At 65.7% G+C, this 19103-nt stretch carries 14 protein-coding genes; 8 read left to right on the forward strand and 6 right to left on the reverse strand.

The annotated features are described in order from the left end of the window. Positions 1 to 14: 14 nt before the first annotated feature. From AC1DIM_RS00725 to AC1DIM_RS00735, 3 genes are all read right to left on the reverse strand, one after another. Complete coding sequence (locus tag AC1DIM_RS00725; protein ID WP_477708584.1) at positions 15 to 1286, reverse strand: serpin family protein; 1272 nt, start codon at positions 1284 to 1286, stop codon at positions 15 to 17. A 181-nt stretch (positions 1287 to 1467) separates the two neighbouring features. Then, a complete protein-coding gene (locus AC1DIM_RS00730; protein WP_477708585.1) occupies positions 1468 to 3216 on the reverse strand; it encodes a pyruvate dehydrogenase in 1749 nt (582 codons plus the stop codon). A 283-nt stretch (positions 3217 to 3499) separates the two neighbouring features. After that, complete coding sequence (locus AC1DIM_RS00735) at positions 3500 to 4891, reverse strand: MFS transporter (RefSeq protein WP_477708586.1); 1392 nt, start codon at positions 4889 to 4891, stop codon at positions 3500 to 3502. A gap of 259 nt (positions 4892 to 5150) precedes the next feature. Here AC1DIM_RS00735 and AC1DIM_RS00740 point away from each other — a divergent pair, with 259 nt between their 5' ends. From AC1DIM_RS00740 to AC1DIM_RS00750, 3 genes are read left to right on the forward strand one after another with little or no spacing between them, the layout of a single operon-like run. Continuing rightward, on the forward strand, positions 5151 to 5819 hold the full coding sequence (locus AC1DIM_RS00740; protein WP_477708587.1) for a response regulator transcription factor: 669 nt from the start codon (positions 5151 to 5153) through the stop codon (positions 5817 to 5819). Continuing rightward, positions 5816 to 7258, forward strand: a complete 1443-nt coding sequence (locus AC1DIM_RS00745) for a sensor histidine kinase (protein WP_477708588.1) — start codon at positions 5816 to 5818, stop codon at positions 7256 to 7258. The genes AC1DIM_RS00740 and AC1DIM_RS00745 overlap by 4 nt, the downstream gene beginning before the upstream one ends. Continuing rightward, on the forward strand, positions 7251 to 8264 hold the full coding sequence (locus AC1DIM_RS00750) for a TAXI family TRAP transporter solute-binding subunit (protein ID WP_477708589.1): 1014 nt from the start codon (positions 7251 to 7253) through the stop codon (positions 8262 to 8264). Before AC1DIM_RS00745 ends, AC1DIM_RS00750 begins: the two co-directional genes overlap by 8 nt. 127 nt (positions 8265 to 8391) lie before the next feature. On the opposite strand, the gene AC1DIM_RS00755 is transcribed toward AC1DIM_RS00750, so the two are convergent. Further along, on the reverse strand, positions 8392 to 9906 hold the full coding sequence (locus AC1DIM_RS00755) for a helix-turn-helix domain-containing protein (protein ID WP_477708590.1): 1515 nt from the start codon (positions 9904 to 9906) through the stop codon (positions 8392 to 8394). 149 nt (positions 9907 to 10055) lie between these two features. Here AC1DIM_RS00755 and aceA point away from each other — a divergent pair, with 149 nt between their 5' ends. Both aceA and aceB read left to right on the forward strand, forming a co-directional pair. Continuing rightward, positions 10056 to 11387, forward strand: a complete 1332-nt coding sequence (gene aceA, locus AC1DIM_RS00760; RefSeq protein ID WP_477708591.1) for an isocitrate lyase — start codon at positions 10056 to 10058, stop codon at positions 11385 to 11387. A 104-nt stretch (positions 11388 to 11491) separates the two neighbouring features. Further along, the gene (gene aceB, locus AC1DIM_RS00765; protein WP_477708592.1) at positions 11492 to 13144 is read left to right on the forward strand and encodes a malate synthase A; all 1653 of its coding nucleotides are present in this window, start codon (positions 11492 to 11494) and stop codon (positions 13142 to 13144) included. Between the two features lie 246 nt (positions 13145 to 13390). On the opposite strand, the gene AC1DIM_RS00770 is transcribed toward aceB, so the two are convergent. Next, positions 13391 to 14587, reverse strand: a complete 1197-nt coding sequence (locus AC1DIM_RS00770) for an MFS transporter (protein WP_477708593.1) — start codon at positions 14585 to 14587, stop codon at positions 13391 to 13393. Between the two features lie 160 nt (positions 14588 to 14747). Here AC1DIM_RS00770 and AC1DIM_RS00775 point away from each other — a divergent pair, with 160 nt between their 5' ends. Continuing rightward, positions 14748 to 15710: a D-2-hydroxyacid dehydrogenase family protein gene (locus AC1DIM_RS00775; protein WP_477708594.1), complete on the forward strand. Its 963-nt coding sequence runs from the start codon at positions 14748 to 14750 to the stop codon at positions 15708 to 15710. Between the two features lie 17 nt (positions 15711 to 15727). Here AC1DIM_RS00775 and AC1DIM_RS00780 read toward each other — a convergent pair whose 3' ends face one another. Then, on the reverse strand, positions 15728 to 16957 hold the full coding sequence (locus AC1DIM_RS00780; RefSeq protein WP_477708595.1) for an ROK family transcriptional regulator: 1230 nt from the start codon (positions 16955 to 16957) through the stop codon (positions 15728 to 15730). Between the two features lie 197 nt (positions 16958 to 17154). Here AC1DIM_RS00780 and AC1DIM_RS00785 point away from each other — a divergent pair, with 197 nt between their 5' ends. Together AC1DIM_RS00785 and AC1DIM_RS00790 are read left to right on the forward strand one after the other, a co-directional pair. Then, entirely contained in the window at positions 17155 to 18270 is a 1116-nt protein-coding gene (locus tag AC1DIM_RS00785) for a Gfo/Idh/MocA family protein (protein ID WP_477708596.1), read from the forward strand. Further along, positions 18267 to 19082 (forward strand): hypothetical protein, encoded by an 816-nt coding sequence (locus tag AC1DIM_RS00790; protein ID WP_477708597.1) that lies wholly within the window; start codon positions 18267 to 18269, stop codon positions 19080 to 19082. Before AC1DIM_RS00785 ends, AC1DIM_RS00790 begins: the two co-directional genes overlap by 4 nt. Positions 19083 to 19103 lie beyond the last annotated feature (21 nt).

Genomic DNA, 19103 nt, shown 5'->3' on the forward strand with positions numbered 1-19103 from the left:
GAAAGTGGGAGAGCCTACCGCGGGTCTGCGACAGTTCCCATGAACAGCGGCAGGCCCGTTTCAACGTGCACGATCTGGTAATGGAACGGCCGGTCGAAGTCGATGGTCCGCTCGGGCTGCGGCGGGGCGCTCGTGGCCGTTCCGTTGATCTGGGTCACCGCGGCCGCAATCGTGCCCTTCTCGGCAACCGTGATGTTGGCAGCCTGGGCGGCCTGAGTGATCATCATCTGCGGCTGGATGTTGTTAAAGTCCTCCGTGGTGTTGAGCGCCTTCCGGAGGCCCAGCGATTCGAAGACCTTGCGCAGGTCAAAACTGCTCCTGCGGTCCCACCGCGGCAGCTGGATCTGCACTGACGCGAGCCGGGCAGCGTCAAAGGCGTCGGCGATTTCCGTGAGCTTCTGCGCGCTGAAGGCCGCAGAGGCGGGTCGGCTCGCGGGACCGGACGCGACGTCGGGCAGGACCAACCGCATAACAAAACCGTCGGCATAAGGAAGGTCCACACCCTGCCAGCCAGCACCTTCCGCATACTTCATCTGAAGTTCGTTGTGCATGGCCGGCGCGTCGATTTCCTCGCCCGCGGCTGTTGTGAAGGGCAGGTCGGAAGTGTCGTGTGGGTCAAACGGTGCGCGCCAGGCGGCGGCAAAATACAAGGAATTGAGCAGACTGAACGTGTTGCGCGGGTCGTACTTGGCGGGGGCTTCCTTGATCCGGCCGCCGGTGTTCCGGTTCACCCAGGCATCAATGGCGGGCTTTGTTGCCCCCTCATTGCTGAAATCCACGGGATACACGCCGGTTCCATAGTGCCGGGCCAGGGTGTCCAGGAAGGACTCCCCGGTGGGGACGCTCTTGTCCACGAACAATCCGTTGGCGGCGTGCATGACCGGTTTTCGTGGCGGGTTGTCCTCGTCCACTGCGCCGGGGTCGCCGTCGAACTTTTCGAGCGAGCGGAGAACCGAGTTCATGGCCTCATCGCGCTTCTCTGCGGGGAACTGCAGGACGCTGTCCATCTCGGCCGCCGTTCCGCCGGACGCTCCCGCACGAAGCATGGCGAGGGCAATCAGCAGGCTCCCCGGCGAGGACACCACGTTCCCTTTGGATCCGTCGCCACCGTCGGTCAGCAGCGCCTCGCCGAGGACGAACGAGGAAGCACGGAAGGAGCGCAGTTCAGCGGCGTAAGCCGCCCGGTCCACATAGACCCGTTCGACGCCGTCGGCCGTTAGGAGTTCAGGCGGGGCCGGGGCAGGCGCTGCACACCCTGCCACTGCCAGCACCGCTCCGAGCGCCATCGACCGCTGTAAACGAAACACTTCAGTTGCCTCCCGCGGCGCACAAGGGCGGGAACCCGCCCACTCTCCAGTCAAACAGCGACGGCGGCGCGAGACGATGCCGGCAGGGTCACGCTTTGCGATCGATTTGGTCTCGCGTTTGGTCCCGCGTGACCAACCGGGCGCTCGGAACCGGCGGAGCCTAGCGCCGCGGGATGTTCCGCAGGTTGCTCCTGGCCATGCTGACGGCCTCACCTGCACCGCGGTTCAGGACCACCTTGGACATGGCCGTCGCGAATCCAAGCACCTGCGTGCCGGAAATCTTCGGCGGAAGCGAGAGCGCCTGAGGATCGGTGATCAGTTCCACCAGCGAGGGGCCCGGATGGGCGAACGCGGCGCGGTAGGCTCCTTCGATCTGGGCAGGATCGGCGACCCGTACGGCGTGGAACCCCAGCGCCCGCGCGACGCCGGCGTAATCGGCGTCGGGCACGTCCACGCCAAAGTCGGGCAGCCCGTCCACCAGCATCTCAAGTTTGACCATGCCCAGCGTGGAGTTGTTGAAGACCACCACGTTGACCGGCAGTTTGTGGGCGGCCACCGTGATGAGTTCACCCAGCAGCATCGACAGCCCGCCGTCGCCCGATACTGAGATGACCTGGCGCCCGGGATAGGCCACCTGGGCGCCTATAGCGTGCGGCAGGGCGTTGGCCATGGAGCCGTGCAGGTAGGAACCGATCAGCCGTCGGGTGCCCAGCGGGTTGATGTACCGGGCCGTCCAGACGTTGCACATGCCGGTGTCCGCGGTGAAGATGGCATCCTCGGCGGCAACCTGGTCCAGCAACGACGCCGCGTATTCCGGGTGGATGGGCTGCTTCTTCTCCACCTTGCGGGTGTAGGCACCTACGGATTTGTTCATCAGCCTGTCGTGCTTCTTCAGCATCTGGTCAAGGAACCGGCGGCTCTTTTTCGGCTTCACCAAGGGCATCAGCGCGGCAAGGGTGGGCAGCACGTCGCCGTGGACTGCGACGTCGACGTCGGTCCGCCGTCCCAGCCTGTGGGCTGCCCGGTCCACCTGGGCGGTTCGGGTTTCCGGCAGGAACTGGTCGTAGGGGAAATCCGTTCCCAACAGGATGAGCAGGTCAGCGTCCTCGATCCCTTCGGCTGCTGCACCGTAGCCCAGCAGGCCGGTCATGCCGATGTCGAAGGGGTTGTTGTACTGGACGAAGTCCTTGCCTCGCAGCGAGTGGCCGATGGGCGCGTTGATCAGTTCAGCGAGGGAGATCAGTTCGGCATGGGCTCCTTCCACGCCGGCACCGGCGAAGATCGCCACCTTCCCGGCGTCGTTGATCGCGTCGGCCAGTTCCTGCACGCTGGCGGGGTCGGGGGTCAGTGTGGCGCGCCGGAACGTGGCCGGCAGGGGCGTCGCTGCGGTCGCTTCCAGCCCTGCGAGATCGCCGGGAAGCGTCACGACGGCGACTCCGCCGAGCCCGAGGGCGTGCTGGATGGCGCTGTGCATCACGCGCGGTGCCTGCTCGGCAGTGCTGACCATTTCCGAGTAGACCGAGCACTCGTTGAAGAGCCGGTCCGGATGGGTTTCCTGGAAGAAGCTGCTGCCGATCTGTTTGCTGGGGATGTGTGAGGCGATGGCGAGCACGGGGGCCCCGGACCGGTTAGCGTCGTACAGGCCGTTGATCAGGTGCAGGTTGCCCGGCCCGCAGGACCCTGCGCAGACTGCCAGTTTTCCGGTCAGCTGGGCTTCGGCCGCGGCGGCGAAGGCGGCGGCCTCTTCGTGCCGGACGTGGATCCAGTCGATGCCGCCGGCCTTGGAGCCTCCCGTTTTCCGCACTGCATCGACGATGGGGTTCAGGCTGTCGCCCACAATCCCGTAGATTCTCTGCACGCCTGCAGCCTGGAGCTGTTCGATGAGCTGGGTGGCGATTTCCTTGGCCATGGTGCACACTCCCGCGATCAGGTTGATGGGCTGACTGGTTAATGGCTGGCTGGTTGATTAGCCGACAGGGCCAATATAGTCCCACCGTCTGAACCCGCGTCAGGACCCAACCCCGGACGCTCTCTCAGTTAACGCAGGAAACCCCGGATCGCTCTCTCACTTTCCCCAAGAAAGTGAGAGAGCGATCCGGGGGTTGTGGGGGTGAGCGTACGACGGCGGGTGGGCACCCGCCGTCGTACATCACGTAAAGCTCTTCCAACCGGGGGTCTCCCCCCAATGGCCGCTAGGCGCTGATGAAGTCCCTGTCCTTGTCCGCATCCTTGGCCGGACCGTTCCAGGCGTCGCCCTGTTCCCGGTCCAGGTGGGTGGCCTTCTTGTTCTTCAGGGCGAAAATGTACACCACCAGCGAGATGGCGATACCTACGGTGATGTAGGTGAACAGGACCTCCACCTGCCCGGCTTTCTGCAGGGCGGCACCTACCAGCGGGGTGGTGCCGCCGAAGAGCGAGTTGGCGATCGCGTAGCCCAGACCGACGCCCAGGGCGCGGATGGAAGCCGGGAACAGTTCGGCCTTCACCAGGGCGTTAATCGAGGTGTAGCCGCCGACGATCAGCAGGCCGCCCATCATAAGCAGGAAGGCCATGAAGGGGTCCTTCGTGCCGGCCAGCGTGGAGAGCAGCGGCCAGGTGAAGAGAACGCCCGTGATGCCGAACCACAGGAGCAGCGGCTTGCGGCCCACCTTGTCCGAAATGATGCCGTAGACGGGCTGCAGCAGCATAAAGATGAACAGTGCCCAGAAGCTGATGACCGAGGTCTGCTCCTTGGGGATTCCGCTGGTGTTCTGCATGAAGGACAGCGTGAAGTTGGTGTACGTGTAGAAGGCCATGGTGCCGCCCAGGGTGACGCCGATGCAGATCAGCAGTGCTTTCCAGTGCTTCGTGAAGAGCAGCTTCAGGGTGCCCGGCTGGGCCTCGCCCTCGACCCGGACGTGGGCAGCAGCTGCCTGCTCTGCGGAGATGGTTTCCTCCATCGAACGCCGGAGCCACAGGACCACAAGGGCTGCCACACCGCCGATTGCGAACGGGATACGCCAGCCCCATTCACCGAGGGCTTCCTTGCCCATCGTGCTTTCCAGGATCACCAGGGTAAGCAGTGCCAGCATCTGTCCGCCGATCAGCGTGACGTACTGGAAGCTGGAGAAGAAGCCGCGGCGCTTGGCGGTGGCCGCTTCGGACATGTAGGTCGCGCTGGTGCCGTATTCGCCGCCCACCGAGAACCCCTGGAGGAGCCGGATGAGCACGAGCAGGATCAGCGCCCAGGTCCCGATCACGTCTTTGGTGGGGAGCACGGCAATGGCAAACGAGCCTGCGGACATCATGGTCACGCTGAGTGTCAGGGCCGCCTTGCGGCCGTTCCTGTCCGCATAGCGGCCGAAGAACCAGCTGCCGATCGGGCGCATCAGGAAGGTCACGGCAAAAACGGCCATGGCCTCCAGGTTGGCCTGCAGGGGGTCTGCGGAGCTGAAGAAGTGGGACGCGAAGTACGCCGAAAACGCGGTGTAGATGTAGACGTCAAACCACTCCACGAGGTTGCCCGCGGAGCCCTTCAGGATGTTGCCCACCGCCTTGCGCGTCTGGGCTGCCTCGCTCGGGACTTCGGTCTGCTGAGTGCTCATCGCTGAACCTTCCTTAGCTGCGGCGCCGCGGCTTCCTGGCTTAATTTCCTGCTGTCCATGGCAACGTTGCCCATGGTTCCTCCTCGACGTTGACGGTCCCCCGCACACGCCGAGGGCCTCATCCAAGTTATGCGTGATGCACGGCACAACCTACGTGGGAGGCCATTTCCTAACACTTCCTTAGGTTTCGCCGGGGGCTAGGGGTAATCTCCAAAGCGGGCAGTCCTCAGGTGCCCAGTCAACGAAAAGGGAACGGGCCATGGAATTGCTGATCGTCGAGGACGACGACGCCATGGCTTCCGCGCTCGCCGCAGCAGTGGTGACCGCTGGCCACAATCCCACCCGGGTGGCCCGCGGGGCCGATGCCCTGCTTCTCCATCGGAAATTCGGCGTGATCCTGCTGGACCTTGGGCTCCCGGACATGGACGGCCTGGAGGTGCTGCGGAAGCTGCGCCAGGTTACGCCGGTTCCCATCTTGATCCTCACAGCGCGCGACGACGAACGCAGCGTAGTGCTCGGGCTGCGGTCCGGAGCGGACGACTACCTCGTCAAGCCGGTGAAGCTCGTTGAACTGCTTGCACGCATCGAAGCGGTCACCCGCCGCGCGGGCCGCCACTTCGACACACCGCAGCGGAACATCGTGCTGCGGGACCTGGAGATCGACCTCGAACGGCGGGTAGCGACCCGCGGTCCCGAGGAGCTGCCACTGACGGCCACCGAGTTCGACCTGCTCGCCCTGCTGGCCGGCCACGCCGGCTCAGTGGTGACGCGGGAGCAGATCCTGGACGCGCTGTGGGGGGACGCTTTCGTAGCGTCCTCCCGCGCCCTTGACGTGCACCTGACCGGGCTGCGGGCAAAGCTTCAACTGCCGGGATTCATTATCAACGTCCGCGGCGTCGGCTACCGGGTCGAGGCGGACCCCGCGTGAAGCTGCGCGTCCTGGGTATCCTGAGCCTGCTTTCCATCCTCATGGTGGTCTTCGGCTCAACCGCCATCCTGGCGTCCGTCAGCCGGGAACTCACCCAGGAACTCCAGATCAAACGGGTGACGGCGCTTAACCGGTTCGCGCAGGTGGCCTTCGATGCCGCCACCGCAGGCGATTCCGCGGGACTCCAGACAGAGATGGACAGGTACTCCGAACTCTACGGCGAAGGGGTCCTGATCCGCCTCCAGCAGGGCACCTTGAGCTCGGGCGGCCTGGGCGAGGACAGAGCCGATGTGGGTGGGGCGCTGGTCCGGGCCAACCTGAACCTCAGCGACATCAGCCTTTCGCCGCTCCAGCCGTTCGGACCGGGCACGGAGGTGCTCTCGCGCTCCTTCGGGAGTGCCAGCCAGGTCCTGGGCGCGGTGGTGCTGGAGGTGAATCTGGACCCGGCCCGGCAGAAGCTGCGCGAACGGTGGCTCCTGGTCGGCCTGGCAGCGGCCGCACTCGCTGCGGTGCTTCTCCTTGCTGCAGCCAGGGTGACCGGCTGGGTGCTGCGTCCGGTCCATCGGCTGAACTCCGCGGTGCGGGAGCTCGAGGCCACTGGCCGGACCGGTCAGCTTCCGGAGGCCGGGCCCCCGGAACTGCGCGAACTGAGCCGTTCCTTCAGCAGGATGGCCCGGACGGTCAGCCAGAGCCTGGACTCGCAGCGGCAACTGATCGCTGACACATCCCATGAGCTGCGCAATCCGGTGGGCGCCCTCCGGCTGAGGATCGACCTGCTCCAGCTGGAACTGCAGACAGCCCGGCAGAAGGATGCGGCGGCCGGCGTCCTGGCGGAACTTGAACATGTGGAAGGGCTTCTGGAGGGCGTGCTGAAGCTTGCGGCGGCGGAGCACAGGGCCAGTGAAGACTCGGCCCGCCCGGCGGGCGATTCCCCCGCTCCGCTAGACCGGGCGCAGGCCCCCATCGATCCGTACCCGGTCCTTCAGGACGAGGCCGAACGGGCAGAACCAGCCGCACGGCGCAGCGGAGCAGCAATCTTGCTGCAGCCCGGGCCAGAACCCGCGCAGCGCATCGCTTGCAACGCCGCCGAAGTTGCCCAAATGGTTGCTGAATTAATTAACAACGCGATCAAATACGCGCCGGGCGCTCACATCACAGTGGCTGTTCGCGTGCGTCCGGGTGCGGTGGGCATCGAAGTGGCCGACGACGGTCCCGGGCTTTCCGCCGACGAACGGGCAGCCGCCACCGGCCGCTTCTGGCGCTCACCCCGCAACCGCGGGGCCCGCGGCAATGGCCTGGGCATGACCATCGTGGACAAGCTGGCGGCGGCCAACGGTGGCCGCCTGGTACTGGCCGCCGCCTCCCCTCACGGCTTGGTCGCGCGCCTCGAGTTCCCGCTTGCGGCGACCGGTCCGGGGCCGGAGGAATCCCATGGCTGACCGCTTCGAATCACCCGCGTTCCCGCGCCGAACAGCCCTCAAGACCGGTCTCGCGGCCGGCCTGACCGGCCTGCTGCTTCCGGTGCTCAGTGGGTGCACCCCTGACGACCGGCCGGACACCGTGACCGTGGCCGGCGGCGAACCCGGGGGCTTCTACCTGGAGTTCGCCGGGCTGCTGGCGGAATCCCTGCAACGCCACGATGTAGCAGGCCACGCCACCGCTCTGACCACCGGTGGCAGCCTGGATAACCTTGACTTCCTCCTCTCCGGCAAGGCAACTTTCGCCGTCGCCCTCTCTGACTCGGCGGCCCAGCGCGCTGCATCAGGCGACGGAACCGCCGTCGGAATTTCCGCCGTCGGGAAGGTCTATGAGAACTATGTCCACTGCGTTGTCCGGCGGGACAGCGGCATCCTGGACATTGCGGGGCTGGCCGGCCGGACTGTGGCTGTCGGGGAGCCCGGGTCCGGGACGTCGCTGACCACTCCCCGGCTGCTTGAGGCTGCCGGACTGAGATCCTCCGACGGCGGAGTGGGCCCCGCAGCCGCCGGTACAGTCACCGTGCTTAATCTCGGCCTCAACGAGGGCCTTGCGGCGCTGCAGGCCGGCTCGGTTGATGCGCTGTTCTGGTCCGGCGGCGTGCCCACCGCGGCCATTGCGGCTGCTCACAGAGCCGCCGGCCTGGGACTACTGGACCTCTCCCCGCTGCTTCCGGCGCTGCGTGCCAAACATGGCCTTTTCTACGACCGCGTACTGATTCCGGCCGGCGCCTACCCGGGCATTCCGGCGGTCTGGACGGTGGGCGTGGCGAACCTCCTCCTGTGCCGGAGCGACGCGGACGCCCGCACGGTGAAGAAGACCGTGGAGATCCTTGTGGGCCACGCGGACGAACTGGTCCCGCGTTCCAGCCTTGGCGTCCAGTTCCTCAGCCCCGAGTCGCTGATCAACACCCCGGGCCTGGCGCTCCACCCCGCAGCCGCGGCCGCCTACCGGGAGCTGCACGGCTGACCCGGCTGACCCGGACAGGACGCTCTATCACTTAGGGTGGAGAAACCCGAAGGGCTCTCTCACTTTCCCCAAGAAAGTGAGAGAGCCTCCGGAAAAAACCCGCGTTAAGTGAGAGAGCGTCCTGGGTTCAGCTGCCTGAGTGCGCCTGCAGGAAGCTGTACACCTCGGTCTCGTCCACTCCCGGGAACGCGCCCGGCGGCATCGCGGCCAGCAGGTGCGAGTGGGCGCGGGCCGAGGGCCAGGCGTTGCCGGCCCATTCGGACGCCAGCGACGCCGGCGGCCGCTTGCAGCAGTTCGGGTCCGGGCACGTGGACTTCTCGCGGGCCGTGGTTTCCCGTCCGCGGAACCATTTCACATGCTGGTAGGGCACCCCGATCGACAACGAGAACTCGCCGCTGGCCGAACGCTCCGTGCGGGCTGTGCACCAGAACGTGCCGGACGGCGTGTCCGTGTACTGGCTGTAGGCGCTGAACTTGTCCGGCACGTCGAACACCGCCCGCGAGGTCCACGACTTGCACGACGGCTGGCCTTCAATGGCGCCGGTATGGTCCATCGGGAACGTCACGCCGTCGTTCTCGTAGGCCTTGTAGATGATGCCGCTCTGGTGGGTCTTCTGGAAGTGGGTGGTGATCCCCAAGTGCTTCGTGGCCAGGTTGGTGAAGCGGTGCGCAGCGGTTTCGTAGGACACGGCAAAAGCGTCACGGATGTCCTCCACGGCGATTTCCTTGGCCGTCTTGGCCTTCTGCAGGAAATCCACCGTGGCCTGCTCCGGCAACAACAACGCGGCCGCGAAGTAGTTGGTGGCAACCCGCTGGGCGAGAAAGTCGCCGTAGTTCTTGGGCGTCTCGTGCCCCAAAACGTAGTGCCCCAAAGCCTGCAGCAGGACCGAACGGGGGTCGTGGTCCTGCCGCTGGCTCTGCGTCAGGTAAATTCTGCGGTTCTTCAAATCGGTCACTGAACGGGTGGAATGCGGCAGATCGCCCACGTGGTGGAGGGTGAACCCGAGCTTTTCGGCGATATCGGCGATCACGTGCTGGCTGAGCGGTCCGGCGGTGTAACCCACCAAACCAAGCACCTTCTGCGCCTCGGCTTCGTACTCCGGAAAATAGTTGCCGCGCTCGCGCATCATGGCACGCAGTTCACCGTTCGCGCGGCGGGCTTCTTCCGGCGTGGCCACCTGCTCGTTGAGCTTGCGTTCCAGCTCGTGCAGCAGCCCCACCTGGGCTTCGAGCACATCCAGCGGCAGCCGCGAGCTGACGCGGATTTTGGGCAGATTCAGGGACTCGTAGAGGGGCCCGCGCTGGTACCGTTCGAGCTCAATTTCCAGGGCCGCGCGGCGGCTCGGCGGCTCGGCCCCCAGCAGCTGGTCGATGCTCACGTTGAGAGCCACGGCCAAGCCCTGCAGCAGCGAAAGTTTCGGCTCCCGCTTGCCGTTTTCGATCAGGCTCAGCTGGCTCGGCGCAGTCCCGACGGCGGCGCTCAGGTCATCGAGCGTGAACCCGGCCTGCTTGCGCAGATGCCGCACGCGGCGGCCCAGGCTGATGACGTCCAGTTCCGGGGCAGCGGCGGACGACGGCGGCGACGCAACTTCGCGATTCCAGCTTCCAGGCGACATTTCTTGAGGATACGCGAAGAAGTGCATTTCTTTCCAGCATTTTCCCCTATTGGAGTGCTTCGAAGTGCGGAAAAGTAGTGATCACGGAAAGAAACACCGCACCGGAGAAGCCGGTAGGAACCGCAAAGGCGCGGTTCCTACCTACCGAATCCGGAGCTCAATCAAGGAGATCAACGATGACTGCAGCATTTGAGCCCACCCAGCAGACGCCCGCACAGCAGGCCGCCGCCCTGGAGCTCGAGTGGGCCGCCAACCCCCGCTGGGAAGGTGTGACCCGTGATTACTCAGCCTCCGACGTCGTCAAGCTCCGCGGCCGTGTCTCCGAAGAGCACACGCTGGCCCGCCGCGGTGCCGAGAAGCTCTGGAAGCAGCTCACCGAAGAACACAAGACCGGCAAGTACACCAACGCCCTGGGGGCCCTGACCGGCAACCAGGCCGTGCAGCAGGTCAAGGCCGGCCTCCGCGCCATCTACCTCTCCGGCTGGCAGGTCGCCGCGGACGCCAACAACTCCGGCCACACCTACCCGGACCAGTCGTTGTACCCGGCCAACTCGGTTCCCACCGTTGTCCGCCGGATCAACAACGCCCTGCTCCGTGCGGACCAGATCGAATTCTCCGAGGGCATCCAGACGGTCGAGGACTGGATGGTGCCGATCGTCGCCGACGCCGAGGCCGGCTTCGGCGGCCCGCTGAACGCCTACGAACTCATGAAATCCATGATCCAGGCCGGCGCTGCGGGCGTGCACTGGGAAGACCAGCTCGCSTCCGARAAGAAGTGCGGCCACCTCGGCGGCAAGGTSCTCATCCCCACCCAGCAGCACGTCCGSACCCTGAACGCCGCCCGYCTSGCRGCCGACGTCGCGGGCACSCCGTCSGTRRTCATCGCCCGCACCGACGCCGAGGCAGCCACCCTGATCACCTCCGACGTCGAYSMSCGCGACCAGGAATTCRTCCTCCGCGAAGGGGGACAGCCAGTTCGCACCCCGGAAGGCTTCTACAAGGTCCGCAACGGCATTGAACCCTGCATCGCCCGCGCCAAGGCCTACGCCCCGTACTCCGACCTGATCTGGATGGARACGGGCACCCCGGACCTCGAACTSGCCCGCAAGTTCGCCGARKCCGTCAAGKCCGACTTCCCGGACCAGATGCTCTCCTACAACTGCTCSCCGTCGTTCAACTGGCGCAAGCACCTGGACGACGCMACCATCGCGAAGTTCCAGCGTGAACTCGGCGCCATGGGCTTCACGTTCCAGTTCATCACCCTGGCCGGCTTCCACGCCCTGAACTACTCGATGTTCGATCTCGCCCACGGCTACGCCCGTGAAGGCATGAGCGCCTACGTCGAACTYCAGGAAAAGGAATTCGCCTCCGAATCCCGCGGCTACACCGCGACCAAGCACCAGCGCGAAGTCGGCACCGGCTACTTCGACGACATTGCTACCGCGCTCAACCCGAACGCGTCCACCCTCGCCTTGGTCGGATCGACCGAAGAAGGCCAGTTCCACTAAAACTTTCCCCCTTCCCCACCCGTTGCTCTATCACTTTTGGTCCCCATTCAACTGTTTTGACGACCAAAAGTGATAGAGCAACGGGGTATTCAAGGAGAACTCCCATGAACACCTTCACTGACAGCTTCACTATTAACGGAATTACACTCACCGCGCAGCCCATTTGCCGGCAGGACGAGGTTCTTACTCCGGATGCTTTGGAGTTTGTCGCAAGGCTACACCGGGCCACCGCGGAGCGACGGCAGGAGCTGCTGCAGGCACGCCGGACCCGCCGCGCCGACATCGCAGCCGGCCAGGACCCTCGCTTCCTCCGCGAGACCGAAGGGATCCGCAACGATCCGTCGTGGCGTGTCGCTCCCCCGGCCCCGGGCCTCGAGGACCGCCGCGTGGAAATCACCGGCCCGGTGGACCAGAAGATGACCATTAACGCCCTGAACTCCGGCGCAAAGGTCTGGCTCGCGGACATGGAAGACTCCTCCACCCCCACCTGGCGGAACGTCATCAAGGGCCAGCTGAACCTCACGGGTGCGCTGGAACGCCGGATCGACTTCACGAGTCCGGAGGGCAAGGAATACAAGCTCCGCCCGGCCGGTGAGCTGCCCACCATCGTGGTCCGCCCCCGCGGCTGGCACCTGCCCGAAAAGCACATGATCATCGACGGCGCCCCTGTAGCGGGCGGCATCGTGGACTTCGGCCTGTTCTTCTTCCACAATGCCCGCCGCCTCCTGGCCCAGGGCAAGGGCCCGTACTTCTACCTGCCCAAGATCGAGAACCACCTCGAAGCACGCCTCTGGAACGACATCTTCATCCTCGCCCAGGACCTGCTCGGCATCCCGCAGGGCACCATCCGCGCCACCGTGCTGATCGAGACCATCACCGCGGCGTTCGAAATGGAGGAGATCCTCTACGAACTGCGCGACCACGCCGCCGGCCTGAACGCCGGCCGCTGGGACTACATCTTCTCCCTGATCAAGAACTTCCGCACCCGCGGCCCCCGGTTCGTCCTGCCGGACCGCGCCCAGGTGACCATGACCCAGCCGTTCATGCGCGCCTACACCGAACAGCTGGTCCGTGCCTGCCACAAGCGCGGCGCCATGGCCATCGGCGGGATGGCAGCAGCCGTGCCCAACCGCAAGGACGAAGCCGCCAACGCCAACGCCTTCGAGAAGGTCCGTGCCGACAAGACGCGCGAGGCCAACGACGGGTTCGACGGTTCCTGGGTGGCCCACCCGGACCTCGTGCCGGTCTGCCGCGAGGTGTTCGACGCCATCCTGGGCGAAAAGCCCAACCAGCTGGACCGCACCCGCGAGGACGTCACCCCCGATGACCGCGCCCTCATCAACGTGGCCGCCACGACAGGCACCATCACCGAGCAGGGCATCCGCAACAACATCGAGGTGGGCATCCGCTACATCGAGTCCTGGCTCCGCGGGAACGGCGCAGTGGCCATCCACAACCTCATGGAAGACGCGGCCACCGCAGAGATCTCCCGCTCGCAGCTGTGGCAGTGGATGTTCGCGTCCGCCATCACCGACCACGGCGAAATCATCACCCACCACTGGATCGAGGAGCTGCTTGACGAAGAGTTCGCACGCCTGGAACGCTTCGACGGCGACCGCTTCGAGGATGCCCGCGACATCTTCGAAGAAGTCACGCTCAGCCAGGACTTCCCCTCCTTCCTAACCCTCCCCGCGTACGCCCGCTACCTCACCGAAGCACGCGAAAAGGCAACCCAGGAAGAGCTCGCCGCAGCTTAAAGCCGCACAGATTTCCGTCCGCCGGGCAGGCACGCCCTTCGCAACAGGCACCCCGAGATCCGGGGAGCCTGCCCGGCGACGGAACACCCACTCCGATGACGGCAACGCTCTCTCACCTAATGCGAAAAAATCTTGGACGCTCTCTCACTCTCTTCAAGAGAGTGAGAGAGCGCCGGCCGTTAAGCCGCATTAAGTGAGAGAGCGTTGGGAAGGACGGGGGAAGAATTACGACGGCGGCGTGCCGGGTCAGCGGCCCTTGGGCACCAGGCGCACGGAGGCAGTGGTGCAAACAAAGAACATCAGCGTGGACCCCAACACCAGCAGCAGCGCCGGCGTCCAGGACCCCGTGGAGTTGTGGACGAACCCCACCAGCGGCGGGGCCACGGCAGCAAAACAGTAACCGAGACCCTGAACCGTGGCGGACATGCGGCCGGCCGATGCCTGGTCCTTGGCCAGCTTGATGATCGCGATGAAGATCAGCGTGATGCCGCCGCCCTGCGCAACGCCACCGGAAATGGACCACAGCCACCACTGGTCCGGGGCCAGCATCAGCCCGGCGGGCACCGCCGTCCACATGAGCCCCAAGGTGACCGCCACCGTCGTCGTACTGAAGTATTTGGCGGCGAAGGGAACGCCCAGGCCACCGACGATGGCGAAGATCTGGAAGAGCGAGGACCCCGCGCCTGCGGCAGAGGCGGACATATCCAGCTCATCGTTGAGGTAGCTCGGCAGCCACGCTGTCACGGCGTAGTAGGAGAACGCCTGCCCGGTGAAGCCAGCAGTCAGGCCGGCGGTGATCCAGCCGGAGCCTTTGACTGCCGGATGCACGTCCCCCACGTTTACGGTTGCGGCTGAAGGGACGAAGGCGGCGCGTGGCCCTACCGCCAAGGTCCAGAAAACAATGGCCACCACGGCCAGGACGCCCACGGAGGCGAGGGCTACCCGCCAGCCAGCCAGCTCGGCGAGCGGCGCCGTCACCATCGATGTCAGGAACGAGCCGATGTTCAGCGCTGCCGTATAGACGCCCATGGCGGTGCCCTGACGCATGGGCGAGAAGTCCCGGCGGATGATCAGCGGCACGGCGATGTTACCCACAGTGATGGCCAGGCCGATGATGACCGTTCCCGTGATCACCAGCGCTGCGCCGCCGGCTGAACGGACAATCACGCCAGCCAGCACGCCAAGGATGGTGAGGGATACGGCGAATTCGGCACCAAATTTCCGGGCGGTCAGGGAAGCCAGCGAGGCTGCCACGGCGAAACACAGCACCGGGATGCTGGTCAGCAGTCCCAAGACGACAGGTGAGAACCCGAGTTCGGCCTGGATCACGTCTACCACCGGGGGGACGGCCACGAAAGGTCCGCGCAGGTTCAGTGCCAGGAGGCCGATGCAAGCGAGCAATATCCATGCCTTGGGAACCTTGGCCAGGAACTGTCCGCTCATGGCATGCCCTCCAAGGTTAAAAATGATTTCATCACCCCCATTGCTATCACGACTCGCCATGTTGGAGTTTTTGTTCAGATGATGCGCCCTAGAATGACGGGACCTGGCATTATCTGGACAAAAACTCGCGCAGCCCGCTTCTCCGGACAAAGGAACAGACATGCAGCAACGGCTTGCCATCCTTGACGACTACCAGGACGTGGCTCACGGCTTCGCCGACTGGTCCTCCCTGCAGCAGTCCGGCGTCTCCACGTCCGTCTTCCGGGAGCCGTTCCAGTCGGAGGACGCCCTCGCGGCGGCGCTGGCCGGCTTCCAGATCGTCGTGGCCATGCGGGAGCGGACCCCCTTCCCCCGTTCGGTGCTGGAGCGGCTTCCCGGCCTCAAACTCCTGGTGACCACCGGCATGGCTAATGCGGCCATCGACGTCGCCGCGGCGGATGAACTCGGCATCACCGTATGCGGCACGCCTGGCTCCCCCACCGCCGCCCCCGAACTGACGTGGGCGCTGCTGCTGGCACTGGCCCGCAACCTGCCGGCCGAGGAGAACTCGCTGCGGGCCGGTACGTGGCAAACGTCCGTCGGGATGGAACTGTCGGGCAAGACCCTGGGCGTTGTTGGCTTGGGAAAGATCGGGCGCCACATCGCGGCGTTCGGGCAGGCATTCGGCATGGAGGTGCTTGCGTGGAGCGAGAACCTGACCGCGGAGACCGCTGCCGACGCCGGAGCCCGCAAGGTCAGTAAGGAGGACCTTTTCAGGAATTCCGACGTCGCCACCCTCCATCTGCGGCTCTCTCCCCGTTCCGAGGGGACAGTGGGTGAGCGCGAACTGCGGCTCCTTGGCCCTGAAGGGTTGCTGGTGAACACCTCCCGCGGTCCCCTGGTTGAGCAGGACGCCCTGGTGCGCGCACTGAACGACGGCTGGATCCGGGGAGCAGCATTGGATGTGTTTGACCTTGAGCCCATCCAGCCGGCCCATCCACTCCTCAGCACCCCCAACACGGTGCTCTCCCCGCACCTCGGATACGTCACGCAGGAAAGTTACCGGCAGTTCTATGGGGGCGCCTTTGAAGACGTCCAAGCCTGGCTTGAAGGTTCGCCGGTGCGGGTGATTACGGCATCGTGACCCTCGGCTGAATCCGCTTAGCCGGCCGCCTGGATGGTGGACTCGATTGCCGCAGGCGACAACACGTAATGCGTCACCATCTGGCTCGCCCCGAAGATTGCCGCCTGGTCCCCGGCCATGGACAGCGCAATGCGCAGGTGCGTGGTCGCCAGGGGCAGCGAGCGCCTGTACACCACTTCGCGGACACCCGCCATCAGATGCTCCCCGGCCTGACCCAGGCTGCCGCCGATGACAATCACTGAGGGATTGAGCAGGTTCACTGCCATGGCCAGGACGTCTCCTACGTCGCGTCCGGCCTGGCGCAGGGCCTGGATGGCCTGCAGGTTGCCGTCGCTGACCAGCCTGAGGACATCGCTGCCCTTGCGGGCCGGTACGCCGTGGCGGTCTAGTTCCGCAGCCACGGCCGGCCCGGATGCCAGCGCCTCCAGGCACCCGTAGTTCCCACACCGGCACAGCACGTCATCGCCCCGGGGCACACGGACGTGGCCCAGGTCGCCGGCTGTTCCGTTGGCGCCGCGCTGCAGCTCACCGTTGCTGATGATCCCGGCGCCGATGCCGGTCGCAACCTTGATAAAGAGGAAATTCTCGTGATCGGGCCAGTGCGCCGTGCGCTCACCGAGCGCCATGATGTTCACGTCGTTGTCCACGAGCACCGGGACGGGCAGGGATCGCTGGACGTAGCGGACGACGTCGAACCCATCCCACCCGGGCATGATGGGCGGCTTCACGGGGCGGCCGGTGGCATGCTCAACAGGGCCCGGCAATCCGATTCCCACTCCGGCCAGGTCACTAAGGCCCCGTCCCGCCTCGGCCAGGACCGCCAGCCCTTCGGCAGCAACGGTGTCCAGCACCGTTTCCGGGCCGGCAGCCACGTCCTGCGCCAGCCGGCGTTCGGAAAGGACGTTCCCGCCCAGGTCGGTGACGGCGACGATTACGTGCGTCGCACCGACGTCGACCGCCAAAACCGAGCGGGCGGCCGGGTTAAAGGCAAAGCGCGACGGCGGCCTGCCGCCGCTGGAGCTCGCCTCGCCTGCGGGGCTTACCAGGCCGGAGGAGATCAGCGCGTCGATCCGTGCGGCCACTGTTGACCGGGCCAGCCCGGTGGTCAGTGCCAGCTCCGCGCGGGTGCGGGCCTTGCCGTCGCGGAGCAACTGGAAAAGGTCGCCGGCACGGGAAAGGCTCCCGGCGCCGTCGGGCGCGGCGTCGGAGCCGGCGATGCCAGCCTCTTTCCCGGACATTTGACTCATGAGTCAGTGATAGCACGAAGGGCTTCTGCATGTCACGCCGCCCAAAGAATGTCAGCTACTTTTCAACTTTTGCTTGACGCCCGGCAAAAGTACTCCTACCTTGGGTGTGAGCGGTGTCACTGAACCAGGTACCGGCAGACCACGCTCCAGCTATTACAAACGGACCACGCTCCAGCTATTACAAAGAGGTAAACAACTTGTCGAGCCAAGCAGACGGATCCCCGGCCCTCATCGGCGTCGGTTTCCTGGGCGCTGGACCCGTCACCCAGGCAATCCACCTTCCGTCCCTCGCACGGTTGGGGAACATTCTCGAAGTCCTCCACATCATGGACCTCGACCCCGCCGTGGCCGAGTCGGTGGCGGGCCGGGTGGGAGCGCGCTTCAGCACCAGCATGGAGGAGCTCCTCGCCGACCCGGCAGTGGACGTTGTAGCCATCTGCAGCCCGCACCAGTTCCACGCCGCACAGGTCATCGCGGCCTGCCGGGCAGGCAAGAAGGCTGTCTTGTGCGAAAAGCCGTTCGCGATGAACGGCGAAGAGGCTGCCGCCATTTCCGCCGTTTCGGCCGAGACCGGCGTTCCGATCATCGTGGGCGCCATGCACACCTTCGACCCGGGCTGGCTCGCTGCGGAGGAGGCCTGGGGCGACCTACCCGGGCAGGTCCACACAGTCCGGTCCTCCATCGTTCTTCCGCCCAACCCCCGTTTCGAAGACTTCGCCACCGAGATTGTGGGCCGTACACAGGTTCCGGCCCGCGACTCCACCGATCCCGAGGTCATCAAGGCGATGCTCACCGGCGGCGTGATGGGCCTCGCCATCCACGACTTGCCCCTGGTGCGCCGTTTCACCCCCGACCTCGCGGACGTAGAGGTCCTGCACGCCGAAATCGTCCGCCCGTTTGGCTACGTCATCTCCCTGCGGGCCGGAAACGTCGCGATCGAGCTCCGCGCGGCGATGAACGGTACCTGGGAACCGTCCTGGGAGTTTGAGGCAATCGGCGACGACGCCGCCCTGAAAATTGACTTCACCCCGTCCTATGTCCAGGCCGGCTCGGCGACAGCCCGGATCCGGACAGCTGGCAAGACCACTGTCCTGGGGCCTTTCGGCCACAACGGCTACGAGGGCGAGTGGCGAAAACTGGCGGAGCTGGCCAGAGGTATCGGCCAGCCGCCGGCCGCCGAAGCGCTGATCCACGACCTTGAGTTTGCGCTGGCGATCGCCGAGGCTGCCGCAGCCCGGGTTGATACAGCCCGGGGAGACGCTCCCAACGGCACCGCCGGCGAGGCAACTGCAGAGCAGGAGATCAACGCATGACCACGCAACTGTCCGTGTACGCGGATCCGCAGGCCGAAGCAGCCGGTGCCGTGTCCGCCGTCGTCGCTTCCCTTCCGCTTTCGTTTGCTCCCGCCGCCCCGGCCTCCGCGCCGGACGTCTCCGCCATCGCCGGCCATGCAGGCTGGACCGAACGGGCGGCCGCCGCGATCCATAACGGTGCCAAGGGCGTAGTGGTCTCCTGCCCGGTACCCGAAGACGCGGCCGCACTCACCGGCGTCGCCGATGCCGCCGCTGCTGTGGTGGTACTCGACCAGAAGTGGGCTGGAAACACGGCGCTGGCCCCTGCCAGCGAAAACGTTCACGGCGTGGTTGCCGGCGCGCTCGACGATGCCGTCCTGCTCGACTCGGTTGCTGTGGCCGGTCCGGGGACGGATCCCCTGCACCTGCTGACGGATCAGCTCGCCGTCCTGGTCCAGTGCGGCATCGAGGTGCTGAAGGTGCGGATGGTCCAGCGCAACGCAAACGGCTACACCGTTGCCGGCGTCCTGGCCAGCGGGGCGCCCGTCGCGCTGCAGGGCATCCTCACGTCAGTGCTGCCTGCCACCGCCAGCGTCTCGATCCTCACCTCAACCGGCCGTGCCGACGTTGTGCTGCCGGACGCCGCGGCGGCGTGGCCGGCAGTGGTCCGCGCGGTAACCCACGACGGAGCAACGACGCTTCCCACACTGTACGAATCCTCCCACCGGACCAGCTGGTCCCGGGTCCACTCCCATCTTTCTGCCGGAACCCGGTCAACCGACCTGGCGAAGTTCACAGCCGTTATGTCGCTCTTCAGCCAACTCAACCGTTAGACAGCACCACCGCACTACCAG

The sequence above is a fragment of the Pseudarthrobacter sp. 01T43 genome (genome assembly GCF_056398665.1).

Coding starts and splice junctions, on each gene's coding strand:
- AC1DIM_RS00725 (WP_477708584.1), bottom strand. CDS start 1,286: ATGGCGCTCGGAGCGGTGCTGGCAGTGGCAGGGTGTGCAGCGCCTGCC.
- AC1DIM_RS00730 (WP_477708585.1), bottom strand. CDS start 3,216: ATGGCCAAGGAAATCGCCACCCAGCTCATCGAACAGCTCCAGGCTGCA.
- AC1DIM_RS00735 (WP_477708586.1), bottom strand. CDS start 4,891: ATGAGCACTCAGCAGACCGAAGTCCCGAGCGAGGCAGCCCAGACGCGC.
- AC1DIM_RS00740 (WP_477708587.1), top strand. CDS start 5,151: ATGGAATTGCTGATCGTCGAGGACGACGACGCCATGGCTTCCGCGCTC.
- AC1DIM_RS00750 (WP_477708589.1), top strand. CDS start 7,251: ATGGCTGACCGCTTCGAATCACCCGCGTTCCCGCGCCGAACAGCCCTC.
- AC1DIM_RS00755 (WP_477708590.1), bottom strand. CDS start 9,906: ATGCACTTCTTCGCGTATCCTCAAGAAATGTCGCCTGGAAGCTGGAAT.
- aceB (WP_477708592.1), top strand. CDS start 11,492: ATGAACACCTTCACTGACAGCTTCACTATTAACGGAATTACACTCACC.
- AC1DIM_RS00770 (WP_477708593.1), bottom strand. CDS start 14,587: ATGAGCGGACAGTTCCTGGCCAAGGTTCCCAAGGCATGGATATTGCTC.
- AC1DIM_RS00775 (WP_477708594.1), top strand. CDS start 14,748: ATGCAGCAACGGCTTGCCATCCTTGACGACTACCAGGACGTGGCTCAC.
- AC1DIM_RS00780 (WP_477708595.1), bottom strand. CDS start 16,957: ATGAGTCAAATGTCCGGGAAAGAGGCTGGCATCGCCGGCTCCGACGCC.
- AC1DIM_RS00790 (WP_477708597.1), top strand. CDS start 18,267: ATGACCACGCAACTGTCCGTGTACGCGGATCCGCAGGCCGAAGCAGCC.